The following is a 14298-nucleotide window of genomic DNA, read 5'->3' on the forward strand; positions in this document are numbered from 1 at the left end:
GTATCAGAAGGACTCGACGGCGCGGCGCGCCTCCGGGTCGAGGACGCCCCAGCCGATCAGCTCTTCGGTCAGCTCGGTCGGGGACTTGTCGTAGATGACCGCGAGTGAACGCAGGTCTTCCTGGCGGATGGACAGGACCTTTCCGTTGTAGTCGCCCCGCTGGCTCTGGATCGTCGCGGCGTAGCGGGCGAGAGGACCGGCCTTGTCTTTCGGAAGCTGCTGCAACCGCTCTAGATCGATCACGAGCTTGGGTGTAGGCCCGAGCGGGCTCGGCGCGGCTCCGCCGGGCAGCAACTCGGAAACCGGCACGCCGTAGAAATCGGCGAGCTCGGCCAGCTTCTGAACGGTGACGGCGCGGTCGCCCCGCTCGTACGAACCCACGACGACGGCCTTCCAGCGGCCGCGTGACTTCTCCTCCACACCGTGCAGGGAGAGGCCCTGCTGGGTGCGGATGGCGCGCAGGCGCGCGCCGAGAGCCTTAGCGTATTCAGACGGCATTATGCGGCCCCCAGGCTCACTTTCGTCGTCGTCGGACCCCGGTCATGTCACCGGGGGGAGACAGATTCATGAAGCCAGGGGCCTCAGGAGTCTGTCTCCAGGGATGGTTACGGACAGTGACGGTAAAACGGGTAGGGCCCCAGGTCAAGCCGATTGGAAAAAAGCGGTCGAATCCGCAGGACTCGATCCGGGCCGTCCGGATCGGCCGCGGGCGGCCCCGGGCGCGCGGCGGCGGGCCCGGGGCGGCCCGCCGCGGCGCCCGGCACATGATCGAATGTGACCCCTCTCACCTGCGAAGACGTGGACCGGTCCGGGTGCGGAGCGGTCCGGGCCGGCTGCTAACGTGGGTGCGACATGACGTCCTTTAAGGCCCGTCCCGTGAGGCGGGGAAGGAGGTTTCGGCGGTGAATGCTGCCTCCGGACAGGAGCGGCGCGTGGCGGACGGTGATCCCCGGCCCAAGGCCGTTCTGGAGGGTCCCGACATCAGGCGCGCGCTGACCCGCATCGCACACGAGATCCTCGAGCGGACCAAGGGCGGCCACGACGTCCTGCTGCTCGGCATCCAGACCCGCGGCGTGACGCTGGCCGAGCGGCTGGCCGGGGCGCTGCGCGAGGTCGAGGGCCGCCCGGTGCCCTGGGGCTCGCTCGACGTGACCATGTACCGGGACGACCTGCGGATGCGGCCCGCCCGCGCGCTCGGCCGCACCGAGCTGCCGCCCGGCGGCGTCGACGACCGCGTCGTCGTCCTGGTCGACGACGTGCTGTTCTCCGGCCGGACGGTGCGCGCCGCGCTGGACTCGCTGAACGACCTCGGCCGGCCCCGCGCCGTCCAGCTGGCCGTGCTGGTCGACCGCGGGCACCGGGAGCTGCCGATCCGCGCCGACTACGTGGGCAAGAACCTGCCCACCTCGATGCGGGAGACCGTGAAGGTGCTGCTGGACGAGAACGACGGGCGCGACACCGTCCTGCTCGGCCCGACCGGGGGTGCCGAATGAACCGCCATCTGATCTCCGCCGCCGACCTGTCCCGCGACGACGCGCTGCTCGTCCTCGACACGGCCGAGGAGCTGGCGCGGATCGCGGGCCGCTCCATCAAGAAGCTGCCGACGCTGCGCGGCCGGACGGTCGTCAACCTCTTCTTCGAGGACTCCACCCGCACCCGGATCTCGTTCGAGGCGGCGGCCAAGCGGCTGTCCGCCGATGTGATCAACTTCTCCGCCAAGGGGTCGAGCGTGTCCAAGGGCGAGAGCCTGAAGGACACGGCGCTCACGCTGGAGGCGATGGGCGCGGACGGCGTCGTCGTCCGGCACGGCGCCTCGGGCGCGCCGCACCGCCTCGCCGGCTGGGTGCAGGGCAGCGTGGTCAACGCCGGCGACGGCACGCACGAGCACCCGACCCAGGCGCTCCTGGACGCGTTCACGATGCGCAAGCGCCTCGGTGACCTGGAGGGCCGCCGGGTCACGATCGTGGGGGACGTCCTGCACAGCCGGGTGGCACGATCCAACGTCCTGCTGCTCGACACGCTCGGCGCGGACGTCACCGTGGTCGCGCCCCCGACGCTGCTGCCCGTCGCCATCGACACGTGGCCGTGCTCGGTCTCCTACGACCTGGACGGCGTCATCCCCAAGAGCGACGTCATCATGATGCTGCGCGTCCAGCAGGAGCGGATGAACGCCTCCTACTTCCCGACCGTGCGCGAGTACAGCCGCCGCTACGGGCTGGACGCCGAGCGCATGGCGCAGCTGCCCGAGCACGCCATCGTCATGCACCCAGGCCCGATGAACCGCGGCGTCGAGATCGCCGCCGAGGTCGCCGACTCGGTCCGTTCCACGATCGTCGAGCAGGTCGCCAACGGCGTCAGCGCCCGCATGGCGGTCCTGTACCTGCTGCTCGGGGGCTCCGAGCCTGCCATCGGCCAGGAGGTCTCCCAGTGACGACGTACATCATCAAGGGCGCGCGGATCCTCGGCGGCGAGCCCGCCGACATCCTCGTCCGCGAGGGCGCCATCGCCGAGGTCGGTCCCGGGCTGGGCGAAGCCGGGGCGCAGACCGTCGACGCCGGCGGGCTCGTCGCCCTCCCCGGCCTGGTCGACCTCCACACCCATCTGCGCGAGCCGGGCCGCGAGGACGCCGAGACCGTCGAGTCGGGGACGAAGGCGGCCGCGGTGGGCGGGTACACCGCCGTCCACGCGATGGCCAACACCGACCCGGTCGCCGACACCGCCGGAGTGGTCGAGCAGGTGTGGCGCCTCGGCCGCGAGGCCGGTTACTGCGACGTCCAGCCCGTCGGGGCGGTCACCCGCGGCATCGCCGGCGAGCAGCTCGCCGAGCTCGGCGCGATGGCCGACTCCGCCGCCCGGGTACGGGTCTTCTCCGACGACGGCCACTGCGTGTCGGACGCGGTCATCATGCGCCGCGCGCTGGAGTACGTGAAGGCGTTCGACGGCGTCGTCGCCCAGCACGCCCAGGAGCCGCGCCTCACCGAGGGCGCCCAGATGAACGAGGGCGAGATGTCGGCGGCGCTCGGCCTGCGGGGCTGGCCCGCCGTCGCCGAGGAGGCGATCATCGCCCGGGACGTGCTGCTCGCCCAGCACGTCGGGTCGCGGCTGCACGTGTGCCACGTGTCCACGGCCGGATCGGTGGAGATCATCCGCTGGGCGAAGAGCAAGGGCTGCCCGGTGACCGCCGAGGTCACCCCGCACCACCTGCTGCTGAACGACGGCAGGGCCGAGACCTACGACCCGATCTTCAAGGTCAACCCGCCGCTGCGCACCGCCGACGACGTCACGGCGCTGCGGCACGCGCTCGCCGACGGCACGATCGACTGCGTCGCCACCGACCACGCCCCGCACCCGGTCGAGGCCAAGGAGACCGAGTGGGCGGTGGCCGCGATGGGCATGATCGGGCTGGAGACGGCGCTCCCGGTCGTCCAGGAGGCCATGATCGAGACCGGCCTGCTCGACTGGGCCGGGGTCGCCGACCGGATGTCCGCACGTCCCGCCCGCATCGGCCGCCTTTCCGGACAGGGTCGTCCGCTGGAGGCAGGTTCGCCCGCCAACATCACGCTGTACGACCCGTCGCCGCGCCGCGCCGTGGACCCGTCCGCGATGACCTCCAAGAGCCGCAACACCCCGTTCGCGGGGCTGGAGCTGCCCGGGCGGGTCGTCGCGACGTTCCTGCGCGGCAAGCCGACCGTCCTGGAAGGGAAGCTTCAATGAACCCTGCTCTGCTCGTTCTGGAAGACGGCAGGGTGTTCCACGGGGTCGCGTACGGGGCCGAGGGAGAGACCTTCGGCGAGATGGTCTTCAACACCGGCATGACCGGCTACCAGGAGACCCTCACCGACCCCTCGTACGCCCGGCAGATCGTGGCCATGACCTCCCCGCACATCGGCAACACCGGCGTCAACGGCGAGGACCCCGAGTCCCGCCGCATCCAGGTGGCCGGCTACGTGGTGCGTGAGCCCGCCCGTGTGGCGTCCAACTGGCGGGCCACCGGTTCGCTGGGTTCCGCCCTGCGCGACCAGGGAGTGGTGGGCATCGCCATGCCCGGCACGCGCGCGCTGACGCGGCACCTGCGTGACAAGGGCGCGATGCGCGCCGCCATCTTCAGCGGCGCGGACGCGGTGGCACCCGGTGAGGGCGCGCTCGTCGAGCGCGTGCGGCAGAGCCCCTCGATGGAGGGCGCCGACCTCGCACGGGACGTCTCCACCACCGACCCGTACGTCATCAAGGCCAAGGGCGAGAAGCGCTACACCGTCGCCGCGGTCGACCTCGGCATCAAGTCGATGACGCCGTACCGGATGTCCGAGCGGGGCTGCGAGGTGCACGTCCTGCCGGCGACCAGCACGGCCGAGGAGATCCTCGCCCTCGGCCCCGACGGCGTGTTCTTCTCCAACGGCCCCGGGGACCCGGCCGCCGCCGACTACGCCGTGGACGCGCTGAAGGGCGTCCTCGACTCCGGGACGCCGTTCTTCGGCATCTGCTTCGGCAACCAGATCTTCGGCCGCGCGCTCGGCCTCGGCACGTACAAGCTGAGGTTCGGCCACCGGGGCATCAACCAGCCCGTCCAGGACCGGACGACCGGAAGGGTCGACGTGTCGGCCCACAACCACGGGTTCGCGGTGCAGGCCCCCGCGGACGGCCCGTTCGACACCCCCTACGGCCCCGCAGAGGTCAGCCACGTCAACCTCAACGACGGATGCGTCGAAGGGCTGCGCCTCCTGGAGCGTCCCGCGTTCAGCGTCCAGTACCACCCGGAGGCCGCCGCCGGCCCGCACGACGCGTCCGGGCTCTTCGACCGTTTCTGCGAGCTGATGGACGGCCGGAAGGTGGGGGGCTGATGTCGATGGCTCTTGCGTCCCCGAGTTCCGCCAAGCCGCTGGAGGCGTCGAAGTAATGCCGCGTCGCGAAGATCTGAAGTCCGTCCTGGTCATCGGCTCCGGGCCGATCGTCATCGGCCAGGCGTGCGAGTTCGACTACTCCGGCACCCAGGCGTGCCGGGTGCTGAAGGCCGAGGGCCTGCGGGTGACGCTGGTCAACAGCAACCCGGCCACGATCATGACCGACCCGGAGTTCGCCGACGCGACCTACGTCGAGCCGATCACCCCCGAGGTCGTGGAGAAGATCATCGCCAGGGAGCGGCCGGACGCGCTGCTGCCCACCCTCGGCGGCCAGACGGCCCTGAACACCGCCATCTCGCTCTACGAGAGCGGCGTCCTGGAGAAGTACGGGGTCGAGCTGATCGGCGCCGACGTGGACGCGATCCAGGCCGGCGAGAACCGCGAGCGGTTCAAGGACGTCGTCGCCAAGGTCGCCCGCGAGCAGGGCCTGAACGCCGAGTCCGCCCGGTCGGTCATCTGCCACTCGATGGACGACTGCCTCGCGGCGGCCGGCGAGCTCGGCTACCCCCTGGTCGTCCGGCCGTCGTTCACGATGGGCGGCCGGGGCTCCGGCTTCGCCCACGACGAGGCCGACCTGCGCCGCATCGCCGGCGCCGGGCTCGACGCGTCCCCGACCGGCGAGGTGCTCCTGGAGGAGTCGATCCTCGGCTGGAAGGAGTACGAGCTGGAGGTCATGCGCGACCGCGCCGACAACGTGGTCATCGTGTGCTCCATCGAGAACCTCGACCCGATGGGCGTGCACACCGGCGACTCGATCACGGTCGCGCCCGCGCTGACGCTCACCGACCGCGAGTACCAGAACATGCGGGACGTCGCGATCGCGGTGATCCGCGAGGTCGGCGTCGACACCGGCGGCTGCAACATCCAGTTCGCCGTGCATCCCGGCACCGGCCGGATGATCGTCATCGAGATGAACCCGCGCGTGTCGCGCTCGTCGGCCCTCGCGTCCAAGGCCACCGGCTTCCCGATCGCCAAGATCGCGGCGAAGCTGGCGATCGGCTACACCCTGGACGAGATCCCGAACGACATCACCCGCGAGACGCCCGCGTCGTTCGAGCCGACGCTCGACTACGTCGTGGTGAAGGTGCCCCGGTTCGCGTTCGAGAAGTTCCCCGGCGCCGACGGCACGCTGACCACGCACATGAAGTCCGTGGGCGAGGCCATGGCCATCGGGCGCTGCTTCACCGAGGCCCTGCAGAAGGCCCTGCGGTCGCTGGAGCAGAAGGGCTCGTCATTCAGCTGGGCCGGCGAAGCCGACGCCGAGGCGCTCATCGAGTCGGCCAAGCGCCCGCACGACGGACGGCTCAGGGACGTCCAGCGCGCGCTCTGGGCGGGTGCAGGCATCCAGGATCTGTACGAGGCGACCGGCATCGACCCCTGGTTCCTGGACCAGATCGCGGCCATCAACGAGGTCGCCGAGGAGATCCGCACCGCCGACGACGCTCTCACCAGGGACAAGCTGCTGCGCGCCAAGCGGCACGGGTTCTCCGACGCGCAGATCGGCGAGCTGCGGAACCTCTCCGAAGAGGTCGTGCGCGAGCTGCGGCACGCGCTCGGCATCCGCCCCGTCTACCTGACCGTCGACACCTGCGCCGCCGAGTTCGAGGCGCAGACGCCGTACCTGTACTCGGCCTACGACGAGGAGACCGAGGTCCCGCCGGGAGCCAAGCCCAAGGTCATCATCCTGGGCAGCGGCCCCAACCGCATCGGCCAGGGCGTCGAGTTCGACTACTCGTGCGTCCACGCGTCCTTCACGCTGGCGGACGCGGGCTACGAGACCGTGATGGTCAACTGCAACCCCGAGACGGTCTCCACCGACTACGACACCTCCGACCGGCTCTACTTCGAGCCCCTGACACTGGAGGACGTCCTGGAGGTCGTCCACGCGGAGCAGCAGTCCGGTGAGGTCGCGGGCGTCATCGTCCAGCTCGGCGGCCAGACGCCCCTGGGCCTCGCCCAGAAGCTCAAGGACGCCGGAGTGCCGATCGTGGGCACCTCCCCGGAGAGCATCCACCTCGCCGAAGAGCGCGGCGCGTTCGGACGGGTCCTGCACAGGGCGGGGCTGCTCGCGCCCAAGCACGGCACCGCCACGTCCTACGAGGAGGCGCGCGAGATCGCCGACGAGATCGGTTACCCCGTCCTCGTCCGTCCCTCGTACGTGCTCGGTGGGCGCGGCATGGAGATCGTGTACGACGACGTCACGCTGGAGTCGTACATGGCCCGCGCCACGGAGGCGAGCCCCGAGCACCCCGTCCTGGTCGACCGCTTCCTGGACGAGGCCATCGAGATCGACGTCGACGCCCTCTTCGACGGCGAGGAGCTCTACCTCGGCGGTGTCATGGAGCACATCGAGGAGGCCGGGATCCACTCCGGCGACTCGGCGTGCGCGCTGCCGCCCATCACGCTGGGGCACGACGACATCCGCCGCATCCGCGAGGCCACGGAGGCGCTCGCACGCGGTGTCGGCGTGCGCGGGCTCATGAACGTCCAGTACGCGCTCTCCGCGGGCGTCCTGTACGTGCTGGAGGCCAACCCGCGCGCGTCCCGCACGGTGCCGTTCGTGTCCAAGGCGACGGCCGTGCCCCTCGCCAAGGCGGCGGCACGCGTCATGATGGGCGCCACCATTGCGGAACTGCGCGCCGACGGCATGCTGCCCGAGACGGGCGACGGCGGCACCCTGCCGCTGGACGCGCCGATCGCGGTGAAGGAGGCCGTCCTCCCCTTCGACCGGTTCCGCAACGAGAGCGGGCAGGGCGTCGACATCGTCCTCGGCCCCGAGATGCGGTCGACCGGCGAGGTCATGGGGATCGACGAGGTGTTCGGCACCGCGTTCGCCAAGTCGCAGCAGGCCGCCTACGGGTCGCTGCCGACCAAGGGACGCGCGTTCGTGTCCGTGGCGAACCGCGACAAACGGCACATGGTGTTCCCGGTGAAGCGGCTCGCTGACCTGGGCTTTGAGATTCTTGCCACGGAAGGGACCGCGGAGGTCCTGCGCCGCAACGGCGTGCGTGCCAAGATCGTGCGCAAGCACAGCGAGGGTCCGGGCCCGTCCGGCGAGCCCACGATCGTGCGGCGCGTCCTGGACGGCGAGGTCGACCTCATCGTCAACACGCCCTTCGGCAGCCCCGGCCAGTCCGGGCCGCGGCTCGACGGTTACGAGATCCGCACCGCGGCCGTGCTGCGGGGCGTACCGTGCGTGACGACCGTGCAGGGTCTCGCGGCGGCGGTGCAGGGCATCGAGGCCGTCGCGGGCGGCCAGGTCGGCGTCCGCTCCCTCCAGGAGCACGCCGAGCGGATGGCCGGCGCCCACGGCCGCGGCGCGCCGGACGCGGCCCTGCCGCCCGGGTGACGACAGGCCGCGCACGGCCGGGCGGACGCGTCGCCCGGCCGTGCGCGGCGCACGACGAGGAGAGGGAGACGGGTGTCCGACACGCCGGTGCAGACGTCGGCGACGGTCCTGACGGTCCGCCAGGTGCAGGACTACCGCGCGATGACGCTGGTGGCCCCCGCCATCGCCGAGCGGTTCCGGCCCGGCCAGTTCGTGGCGCTCGCCGTCGGCGGCGAGCACACGTCCCGCCTGGTCCGCCGGTGCTTCGGCGTGCACGAGGTCAAGTCCGACTACGGCGGCACCGTCGAGCTGGTGTTCGCCGACACCGAGCCCGGCACGGCGTGGCTCGCCGGCCGCCGCTCCCGTGACCAGATCGACCTCGTCGGGCCGCTCGGCCGCCCGTTCCGGCTGCCCCGCGACCCGGTGACCTGCCTGCTCGCCGCCGGCGGGCCCGGCGGCGCGGCCGTGTTCGCGCTCGCCGACACGCTGCTGCGGCGCGGCTGCCAGGTGCACTTCGTGCTCGGCGGGCCGTCCGCCCGGCAGGTGTTCGGGTCCCGGATGGCGCAGCGCATCGGCGACAGCTCGACCGTCGCCACCGAGGACGGCTCGATGGGGGAGCGTGGCACCGTCCGCGACGTCCTGCCCCGCGTCATCGAGGAGACCGGCGCCGACGTCGTCTACGGCTGCGGCCCGACGAGCCTGCTCCGCTCGGTCACCCAGATCGCCGGCGACTTCGGCCTGCCCTCGCAGGTGTCGGTCGAGGAGTTCCTGCAGCGGACGGGGGCGTGCGGCATCGGCGTGTGCATGACGTGCATGCTCCCCGTGCACGGCGACGACGGCGTGACCCGCATGGTCCGCGCCTGTGCGGACGGCCCCGTCCTGCGCGGCGACCGCGTCCGGTGGGGCGACCTCGGCACGATCCCGTTCGACGCGCTCGGCGCGCCGCGCGTCCTGAGCGTCTCTGAAGGGGGCCCTCGATGAGCGACCGGGTGAGCGACCGGGTCAGGACCGCGCTCGGGCCTCTGGAGCTGTCCAACCCCGTCCTGACCGCCTCCGGGTGCGGCGGGACGGGACGGGAGCTCGCCCAGTTCTTCGACCTCACCCGCCTGGGCGCGTTCGTCACCGCGTCGGTCATGCCGCAAGCGCGCGCGGGACGTCCCACACCGCGGGTGACCGAGACCCCGAGCGGCCTCCTCACCGCCGTGGGCCTCCAGGGGCCGGGCGTGGAGACGTTCCTGGAACGCGACCTTCCCTGGCTCGTCGAGCAGGGCGTCCGCACGATCGTCTCCATCGCCGGCAACGGCGTCGAGGAGTACGGCGACCTGGCCCGCCGCCTCCGTGGCGTCCCCGGCATCGCGGCGATCGAGGTCAACGTCGCCTGCCCCAACGCCGAGGACCGCGGCCGCGTGTTCGCCTGGCATCCCGCCGCCGCCGCGTCGGTCGTCCGCGCCGTCCGTGCCCACGCCCGTCCGGGCGTCCCGATCTTCGCCAAGCTCGCCCCCGACGTGACCGACATCGTCACGATCGCGCTCGCCTGCGTCGACGCGGGCGCCGACGGCCTCACGCTGATCAACACCGTCGAGGGGATGGCGATCGACCCGCGCACGCTCCGTCCCGCGCTGTCCGGCGTGTCGGGCGGGCTGTCCGGGCCCGCCATCAGGCCCATCGCGGTCCGCTGCGTCTACCAGGTGCACGCCGCCCTGCCGAGCACCCCCATCATCGGCGTCGGCGGCATCGCCACCGGCCTGGACGCGCTCGAGTTCATCCTCGCCGGGGCGTCCGCCGTCGCCGTCGGCACCGCCGTCTTCCACGACCCTGCGGCCGGCCCCCGCGTCCTGCGCGAACTGGAGGAGGCGCTCGCGGCCCGCCGCATCGGCCGCCTCGCCGACGCCGTCGGCCTCGCGCACAAGCCCGCCGGGTACGTCCCGCCCCAGGTGCGCCCGCAAGAGCCCGAGAAGGAGACGCCGTGACCGCCGCCCCCATCGCCGTCGCGCTGGACGCGCCCGACCTGGAGACGGCCGCGCGCTGGGCCACCTTGGTCACGCCGCACGTCTCCACCGTCAAGGTGGGCCTGGAGCTCTACCTGAGGTACGGGCCCGACGTCGTCGCCAGCGTCCGCGGAGCGAGCCGCGTGCAGGTCTTCCTGGACCTCAAGCTCCACGACATCCCGGCGACCGTCCGCGGCGCCGCCCGCGCCGTCGCGCGGCTCAAGCCGTCCTACCTGACCGTGCACGCCGCCGGCGGCCCCGCGATGATCCGCGCCGCCGTGGAGGCCGTCCCGGCCACCAAGATCGCCGCGGTGACCGTCCTCACCTCCCTCGGCGAGGCCGACCTCACCGCTCTCGGCCTCGCCGGACCGGCCCCGGACGCCGTCCGCCGCCTCGCCGTCCTCGCCGTCGAGGCGGGCGCGCAGGCACTCGTCTGCTCCCCGCAGGAGGCCGCCGCCGTCCGCGCCGAGGTCGGCCCCGACATCACGCTGATCACGCCGGGGGTCCGCCCCGCCGGCGCCGCCAACCAGGACCAGGCCCGCGTCGCCACCCCCGAGGACGCCCTGGCCGCGGGGGCCGACCTCCTGGTCATCGGCCGCCCCATCACCGGAGCCCCCGACCCGGGCGCCGCCGCGGCCGCCATAGCGGCGGCCCTGCGCCGCACCACGCCCGGCGCCCTGTGACCCCCTGGCGCACCTGCCCCCCGGCGCCGGGGGGTGGGGATTGCGGTGACCGTGGGTGTACGGGCGGAACTGCATTCCGCGAAACTTTCGAAGCGCACTTGGACGCGCGAGACCGCACATTGTGGTTTTAGTCGCATGCGAATGCCGGGGAGCGAGTGTTCGCATTGCGAGTACGTGTCGAACGAGGAACTCGTTCACGCGGAGTGGCGATTCACCGCGGGGGAGGCCACGGGATCGCCCGGTCGTTCCGCGTCCATGTCGGTGCCCTGGCGGCGGGCGGGGGAGCTTGGTGCGGTGGCGCGGCCCTCCGAGCGGGAGACTGATCTTGGCGGGGTCGGATGTTGTCGAGGATGACAGTAACGGTGCCGCCGCGACGTGCGGAACGGTGCGGCGTGATGAGTGTCACTCGGTCGGGATCGGTTGTGGGAGACCTCACAGAGGGCGGCCGGCTGCGGCCGCGGGGGGCGGTCCGCGGAGCGGCGGGACGGGCCGGAGGGGCCGCGAACCGGAGTGACCGATGGGCATGGAGTGCCGTATTTGGGGTTGAAATGGGGGGATTTTCACGATCATGCGAAAGTCCCAGCAAGGCAAGGGGATGCGGCGCCGACCCCCCCGGATTGGGTACACTCTGTATTCGGGACACTCCGGGGAGTGATAATCGTGAATTTGTGGTGGGCTAAACGGCACTTCACGTTGCCTTATGGGTGGTGAACTCGCTAGTTTCCCAACCCGTCCGACTCCGTCGAGTGGAAACCTGAGGTGACCCGGCGTGGCTCTTCCGCCCCTAACCCCCGAACAGCGCGCCGCAGCCCTGGAGAAGGCTGCCAAGGCTCGCAAGGAGCGGGCCGAGGTTAAGAACCGGCTCAAGCACGGGGGAACCTCGCTCGCAGAGGTTCTGAAAGATGGTCAGTCCGACGACGTCATCGGAAAGATGAAGGTGTCGGCCCTCCTCGAATCACTGCCCGGTGTGGGCAAGGTCCGTGCGAAGCAGATCATGGAGCGCCTGGGCATCGCCGAGTCCCGCCGTGTGCGGGGCCTCGGTGCCAACCAGCGCGCCTCCCTGGAGCGTGAGTTCGGCGGAAGTGCGAACCGCTGACGCGCGACTCACGGGCGGGCGCGGCGGTCAGGCCGCCGCGGCCGGCTCGGGGCGACCCGAAGCAGGCTCCATCCCGCCCGGCTCCGGCGCACCCATCGCTGCGCCGGAAGGCTCCAGAACGCACGGCCCGCTCGCGCGGCGGCTGACGGTCCTGTCCGGGCCGTCGGGCGTCGGCAAGAGCACGGTCGTCGCCGAGATCCGGCGATCACACCCGCAGGTGTGGCTGTCGGTCTCGGTGACCACCCGGGCCCCCCGCCCGGGTGAGACCGACGGCGTGCAGTACTTCTTCGTCGACGACGCCGGTTTCGACCGGCTCGTCGACGAAGGGGAGCTCCTCGAATGGGCCGAGTTCGCGGGGAACCGCTACGGCACCCCCCGCCGGCCCGTCGAGGAGCGCCTCGCCCGCGGCGAGCCGGTGCTCCTGGAGATCGATCTCCAGGGTGCCCGGCAGGTCCGCCGGTCCATGGCGCAGGCGCGGCTCGTCTTCCTCGCGCCGCCGAGCTGGGAGGAACTCGTCCGGCGGCTGACCGGCCGCGGCACCGAGCCGCCAGAGGTGATCGAACGCCGGCTCGACGCGGCGCGGGTGGAACTCGCCGCCGAGAAGGAGTTCGACGTCACGCTCGTCAACACGTCCGTCCAGGACGTGTGCGATGAGCTGCTAACCTTGATGGCTGTTCACTAGTGCGGCACCCGCCGGGACAGGCGGGCGGGGAACGCAGCACCAGCCAGGACCTACCAGTGGAAGGCCACCGAGTGGCAGCCAGCAATGAGGGCATCACCAACCCGTCGATCGACGAGCTCCTGGAGGTCGTCGACACCAAGTACGGCCTCGTGAGCATCGCGGCGAAGCGCGCCCGGCAGATCAACGCCTACTACGCCCAGCTGGGCGAGGGCCTGCTGGAGTACGTCGGCCCGCTCGTCGAGACCCAGGTGCAGGAGAAGCCGCTGTCGATCGCGCTCCGCGAGACCCGCGAGGGCCTGCTGAACGCCGAGCCGATCGAGGGCTGAGCCGCCCGCCGGCCCGGGCGGCCCCGGTGCGACCGGGCACCGGGCCCTGATGGGACAGTGTCCGCATGACCTCCCGAAAGCCGCGCGTCGTCCTCGGCGTGAGCGCCGGAATCGCCGCGTACAAGGTGTGCGAGCTGCTGCGGCGGCTCACCGAGTCCGGCCATGACGTCACCGTCGTGCCGACCGAGGACGCGCTGCGCTTCGTCGGCGAGCCGACCTGGGCGGCGCTGTCGGGCAACCCCGTCTCCGCCGCGGTGTGGGACGGGGTCTCGCAGGTCCCGCACGTCCGGCTCGGGCAGGGCGCCGACCTGGTGTTCGTCGCCCCCGCCACCGCCGACCTGCTGGCCAGGGCCGCGCACGGGCTGGCCGACGACCTGCTCACCAACACCCTGCTCACCGCCCGCTGCCCGGTCGTGTTCGCGCCCGCGATGCACACCGAGATGTGGGAGCACCCGGCGACCCGGGCCAACGTCGCGACCCTGCGGTCCCGCGGCGCGACGGTGGTCGAGCCGGCGTCCGGGCGGCTCACCGGCGCCGACACCGGCCCCGGCCGGCTGCCCGACCCGGCCGAGCTGTTCGAGGTCGCGCGGCACGTCCTGGCCCGCGGCGCGGACGGGCGCGACCTCGCGGGGCGGCACGTCGTCGTCTCCGCGGGCGGCACCCGGGAGGCCATCGACCCCGTCCGCTTCATCGGCAACCGCTCGTCCGGCCTGCAGGGCTACGCTCTCGCCCGCACGGCCGTGGCGCGCGGCGCGCGCGTGACGCTCGTCTCCGCCAACGTCGCCCTGCCCGACCCCGCCGGCGCCGAGGTCGTGGCCGTCGGGTCGGCCGAGGAGATGCACAAGGCCGTCGTGGCGGCCGCCGGCGACGCCGACGCGGTGGTGATGGCCGCCGCCGTCGCCGACTTCCGGCCGGCCGGGTACCGCGGCTCGAAGATCAAGAAGACGGAGGGGGCGGAGCCGGAGCCGATCCGGCTCGTCAAGAACCCCGACATCCTGGCCGGGCTGGGCGAGAACCGCCGGGCCGGCCAGGTGATCGTCGGCTTCGCGGCCGAGACCGACGACGTCCTCGCGAACGGCCGCGCCAAGCTCGCCCGCAAGGGCAGCGACCTCCTCGTCGTGAACCAGGTCGGCGAGGACCTGACCTTCGGCCGTCCCGACAACGAGGCCGTGATCCTCGGCGCGGACGGCTCGCACACCGAGGTGCCGCGCGGCGCCAAGGAGGCCCTCGCCGAGATCGTCTGGGACCTCGTCGCCGCGCGCCTGGATCCCCTGCCCGCGGATTGACCGGAGGCCGC

Annotated in this window: 13 protein-coding genes; 12 read left to right on the top strand and 1 reads right to left on the bottom strand. The window is 72.3% G+C overall.

The window, feature by feature from the left end; translation table 11 throughout:
• Nucleotides 1-3: 3 nt before the first annotated feature.
• Nucleotides 4-498 carry a transcriptional regulator BldD gene (gene bldD, locus SM418_RS14725; protein WP_021597992.1) on the bottom strand — a complete coding sequence of 165 codons (495 nt, stop codon included), beginning with the start codon at nucleotides 496-498 and terminating at the stop codon, nucleotides 4-6.
• Nucleotides 499-932: 434 nt separating this feature from the next.
• On the opposite strand from bldD, the gene pyrR reads away from it, so the two are divergent.
• The 12 genes from pyrR to coaBC all read left to right on the top strand — a co-directional run bounded on the left by pyrR (nucleotide 933) and on the right by coaBC (nucleotide 14287).
• On the top strand, nucleotides 933-1493 hold the full coding sequence (pyrR, locus tag SM418_RS14730) for a bifunctional pyr operon transcriptional regulator/uracil phosphoribosyltransferase PyrR (protein ID WP_371940909.1): 561 nt from the start codon (nucleotides 933-935) through the stop codon (nucleotides 1491-1493).
• On the top strand, nucleotides 1490-2431 hold the full coding sequence (locus tag SM418_RS14735) for an aspartate carbamoyltransferase catalytic subunit (protein ID WP_371940907.1): 942 nt from the start codon (nucleotides 1490-1492) through the stop codon (nucleotides 2429-2431). Before pyrR ends, SM418_RS14735 begins: the two co-directional genes overlap by 4 nt.
• Nucleotides 2428-3714, top strand: a complete 1287-nt coding sequence (locus tag SM418_RS14740) for a dihydroorotase (protein ID WP_371940905.1) — start codon at nucleotides 2428-2430, stop codon at nucleotides 3712-3714. Before SM418_RS14735 ends, SM418_RS14740 begins: the two co-directional genes overlap by 4 nt.
• Nucleotides 3711-4838, top strand: coding sequence for a glutamine-hydrolyzing carbamoyl-phosphate synthase small subunit (gene carA / locus SM418_RS14745; RefSeq protein WP_371940903.1), 1128 nt, complete (start codon nucleotides 3711-3713; stop codon nucleotides 4836-4838). The genes SM418_RS14740 and carA overlap by 4 nt, the downstream gene beginning before the upstream one ends.
• Before the next feature lie 55 nt (nucleotides 4839-4893).
• Nucleotides 4894-8247, top strand: a complete 3354-nt coding sequence (gene carB, locus SM418_RS14750; RefSeq protein WP_371940901.1) for a carbamoyl-phosphate synthase large subunit — start codon at nucleotides 4894-4896, stop codon at nucleotides 8245-8247.
• 72 nt (nucleotides 8248-8319) lie between these two features.
• Nucleotides 8320-9207, top strand: coding sequence for an iron-sulfur cluster-binding protein (locus SM418_RS14755; protein WP_371940900.1), 888 nt, complete (start codon nucleotides 8320-8322; stop codon nucleotides 9205-9207).
• Nucleotides 9208-9215: 8 nt separating this feature from the next.
• Complete coding sequence (locus SM418_RS14760; protein ID WP_371941215.1) at nucleotides 9216-10196, top strand: dihydroorotate dehydrogenase; 981 nt, start codon at nucleotides 9216-9218, stop codon at nucleotides 10194-10196.
• The gene (gene pyrF, locus SM418_RS14765; protein ID WP_371940898.1) at nucleotides 10193-10897 is read left to right on the top strand and encodes an orotidine-5'-phosphate decarboxylase; all 705 of its coding nucleotides are present in this window, start codon (nucleotides 10193-10195) and stop codon (nucleotides 10895-10897) included. Before SM418_RS14760 ends, pyrF begins: the two co-directional genes overlap by 4 nt.
• Nucleotides 10898-11666: 769 nt before the next feature.
• A complete protein-coding gene (gene mihF, locus SM418_RS14770; RefSeq protein ID WP_371940897.1) occupies nucleotides 11667-11993 on the top strand; it encodes an integration host factor, actinobacterial type in 327 nt (108 codons plus the stop codon).
• Nucleotides 11994-12087: 94 nt separating this feature from the next.
• Nucleotides 12088-12675, top strand: coding sequence for a guanylate kinase (gene gmk / locus SM418_RS14775; protein ID WP_371941213.1), 588 nt, complete (start codon nucleotides 12088-12090; stop codon nucleotides 12673-12675).
• A 71-nt stretch (nucleotides 12676-12746) separates the two neighbouring features.
• On the top strand, nucleotides 12747-13001 hold the full coding sequence (rpoZ, locus tag SM418_RS14780) for a DNA-directed RNA polymerase subunit omega (RefSeq protein WP_021597645.1): 255 nt from the start codon (nucleotides 12747-12749) through the stop codon (nucleotides 12999-13001).
• A gap of 65 nt (nucleotides 13002-13066) precedes the next feature.
• Nucleotides 13067-14287 carry a bifunctional phosphopantothenoylcysteine decarboxylase/phosphopantothenate--cysteine ligase CoaBC gene (gene coaBC / locus SM418_RS14785; protein ID WP_371940894.1) on the top strand — a complete coding sequence of 407 codons (1221 nt, stop codon included), beginning with the start codon at nucleotides 13067-13069 and terminating at the stop codon, nucleotides 14285-14287.
• Nucleotides 14288-14298: the final 11 nt, after the last annotated feature.

Source organism: Actinomadura chokoriensis (genome assembly GCF_041463665.1).
GTDB lineage: Bacteria > Actinomycetota > Actinomycetes > Streptosporangiales > Streptosporangiaceae > Spirillospora > Spirillospora chokoriensis_A.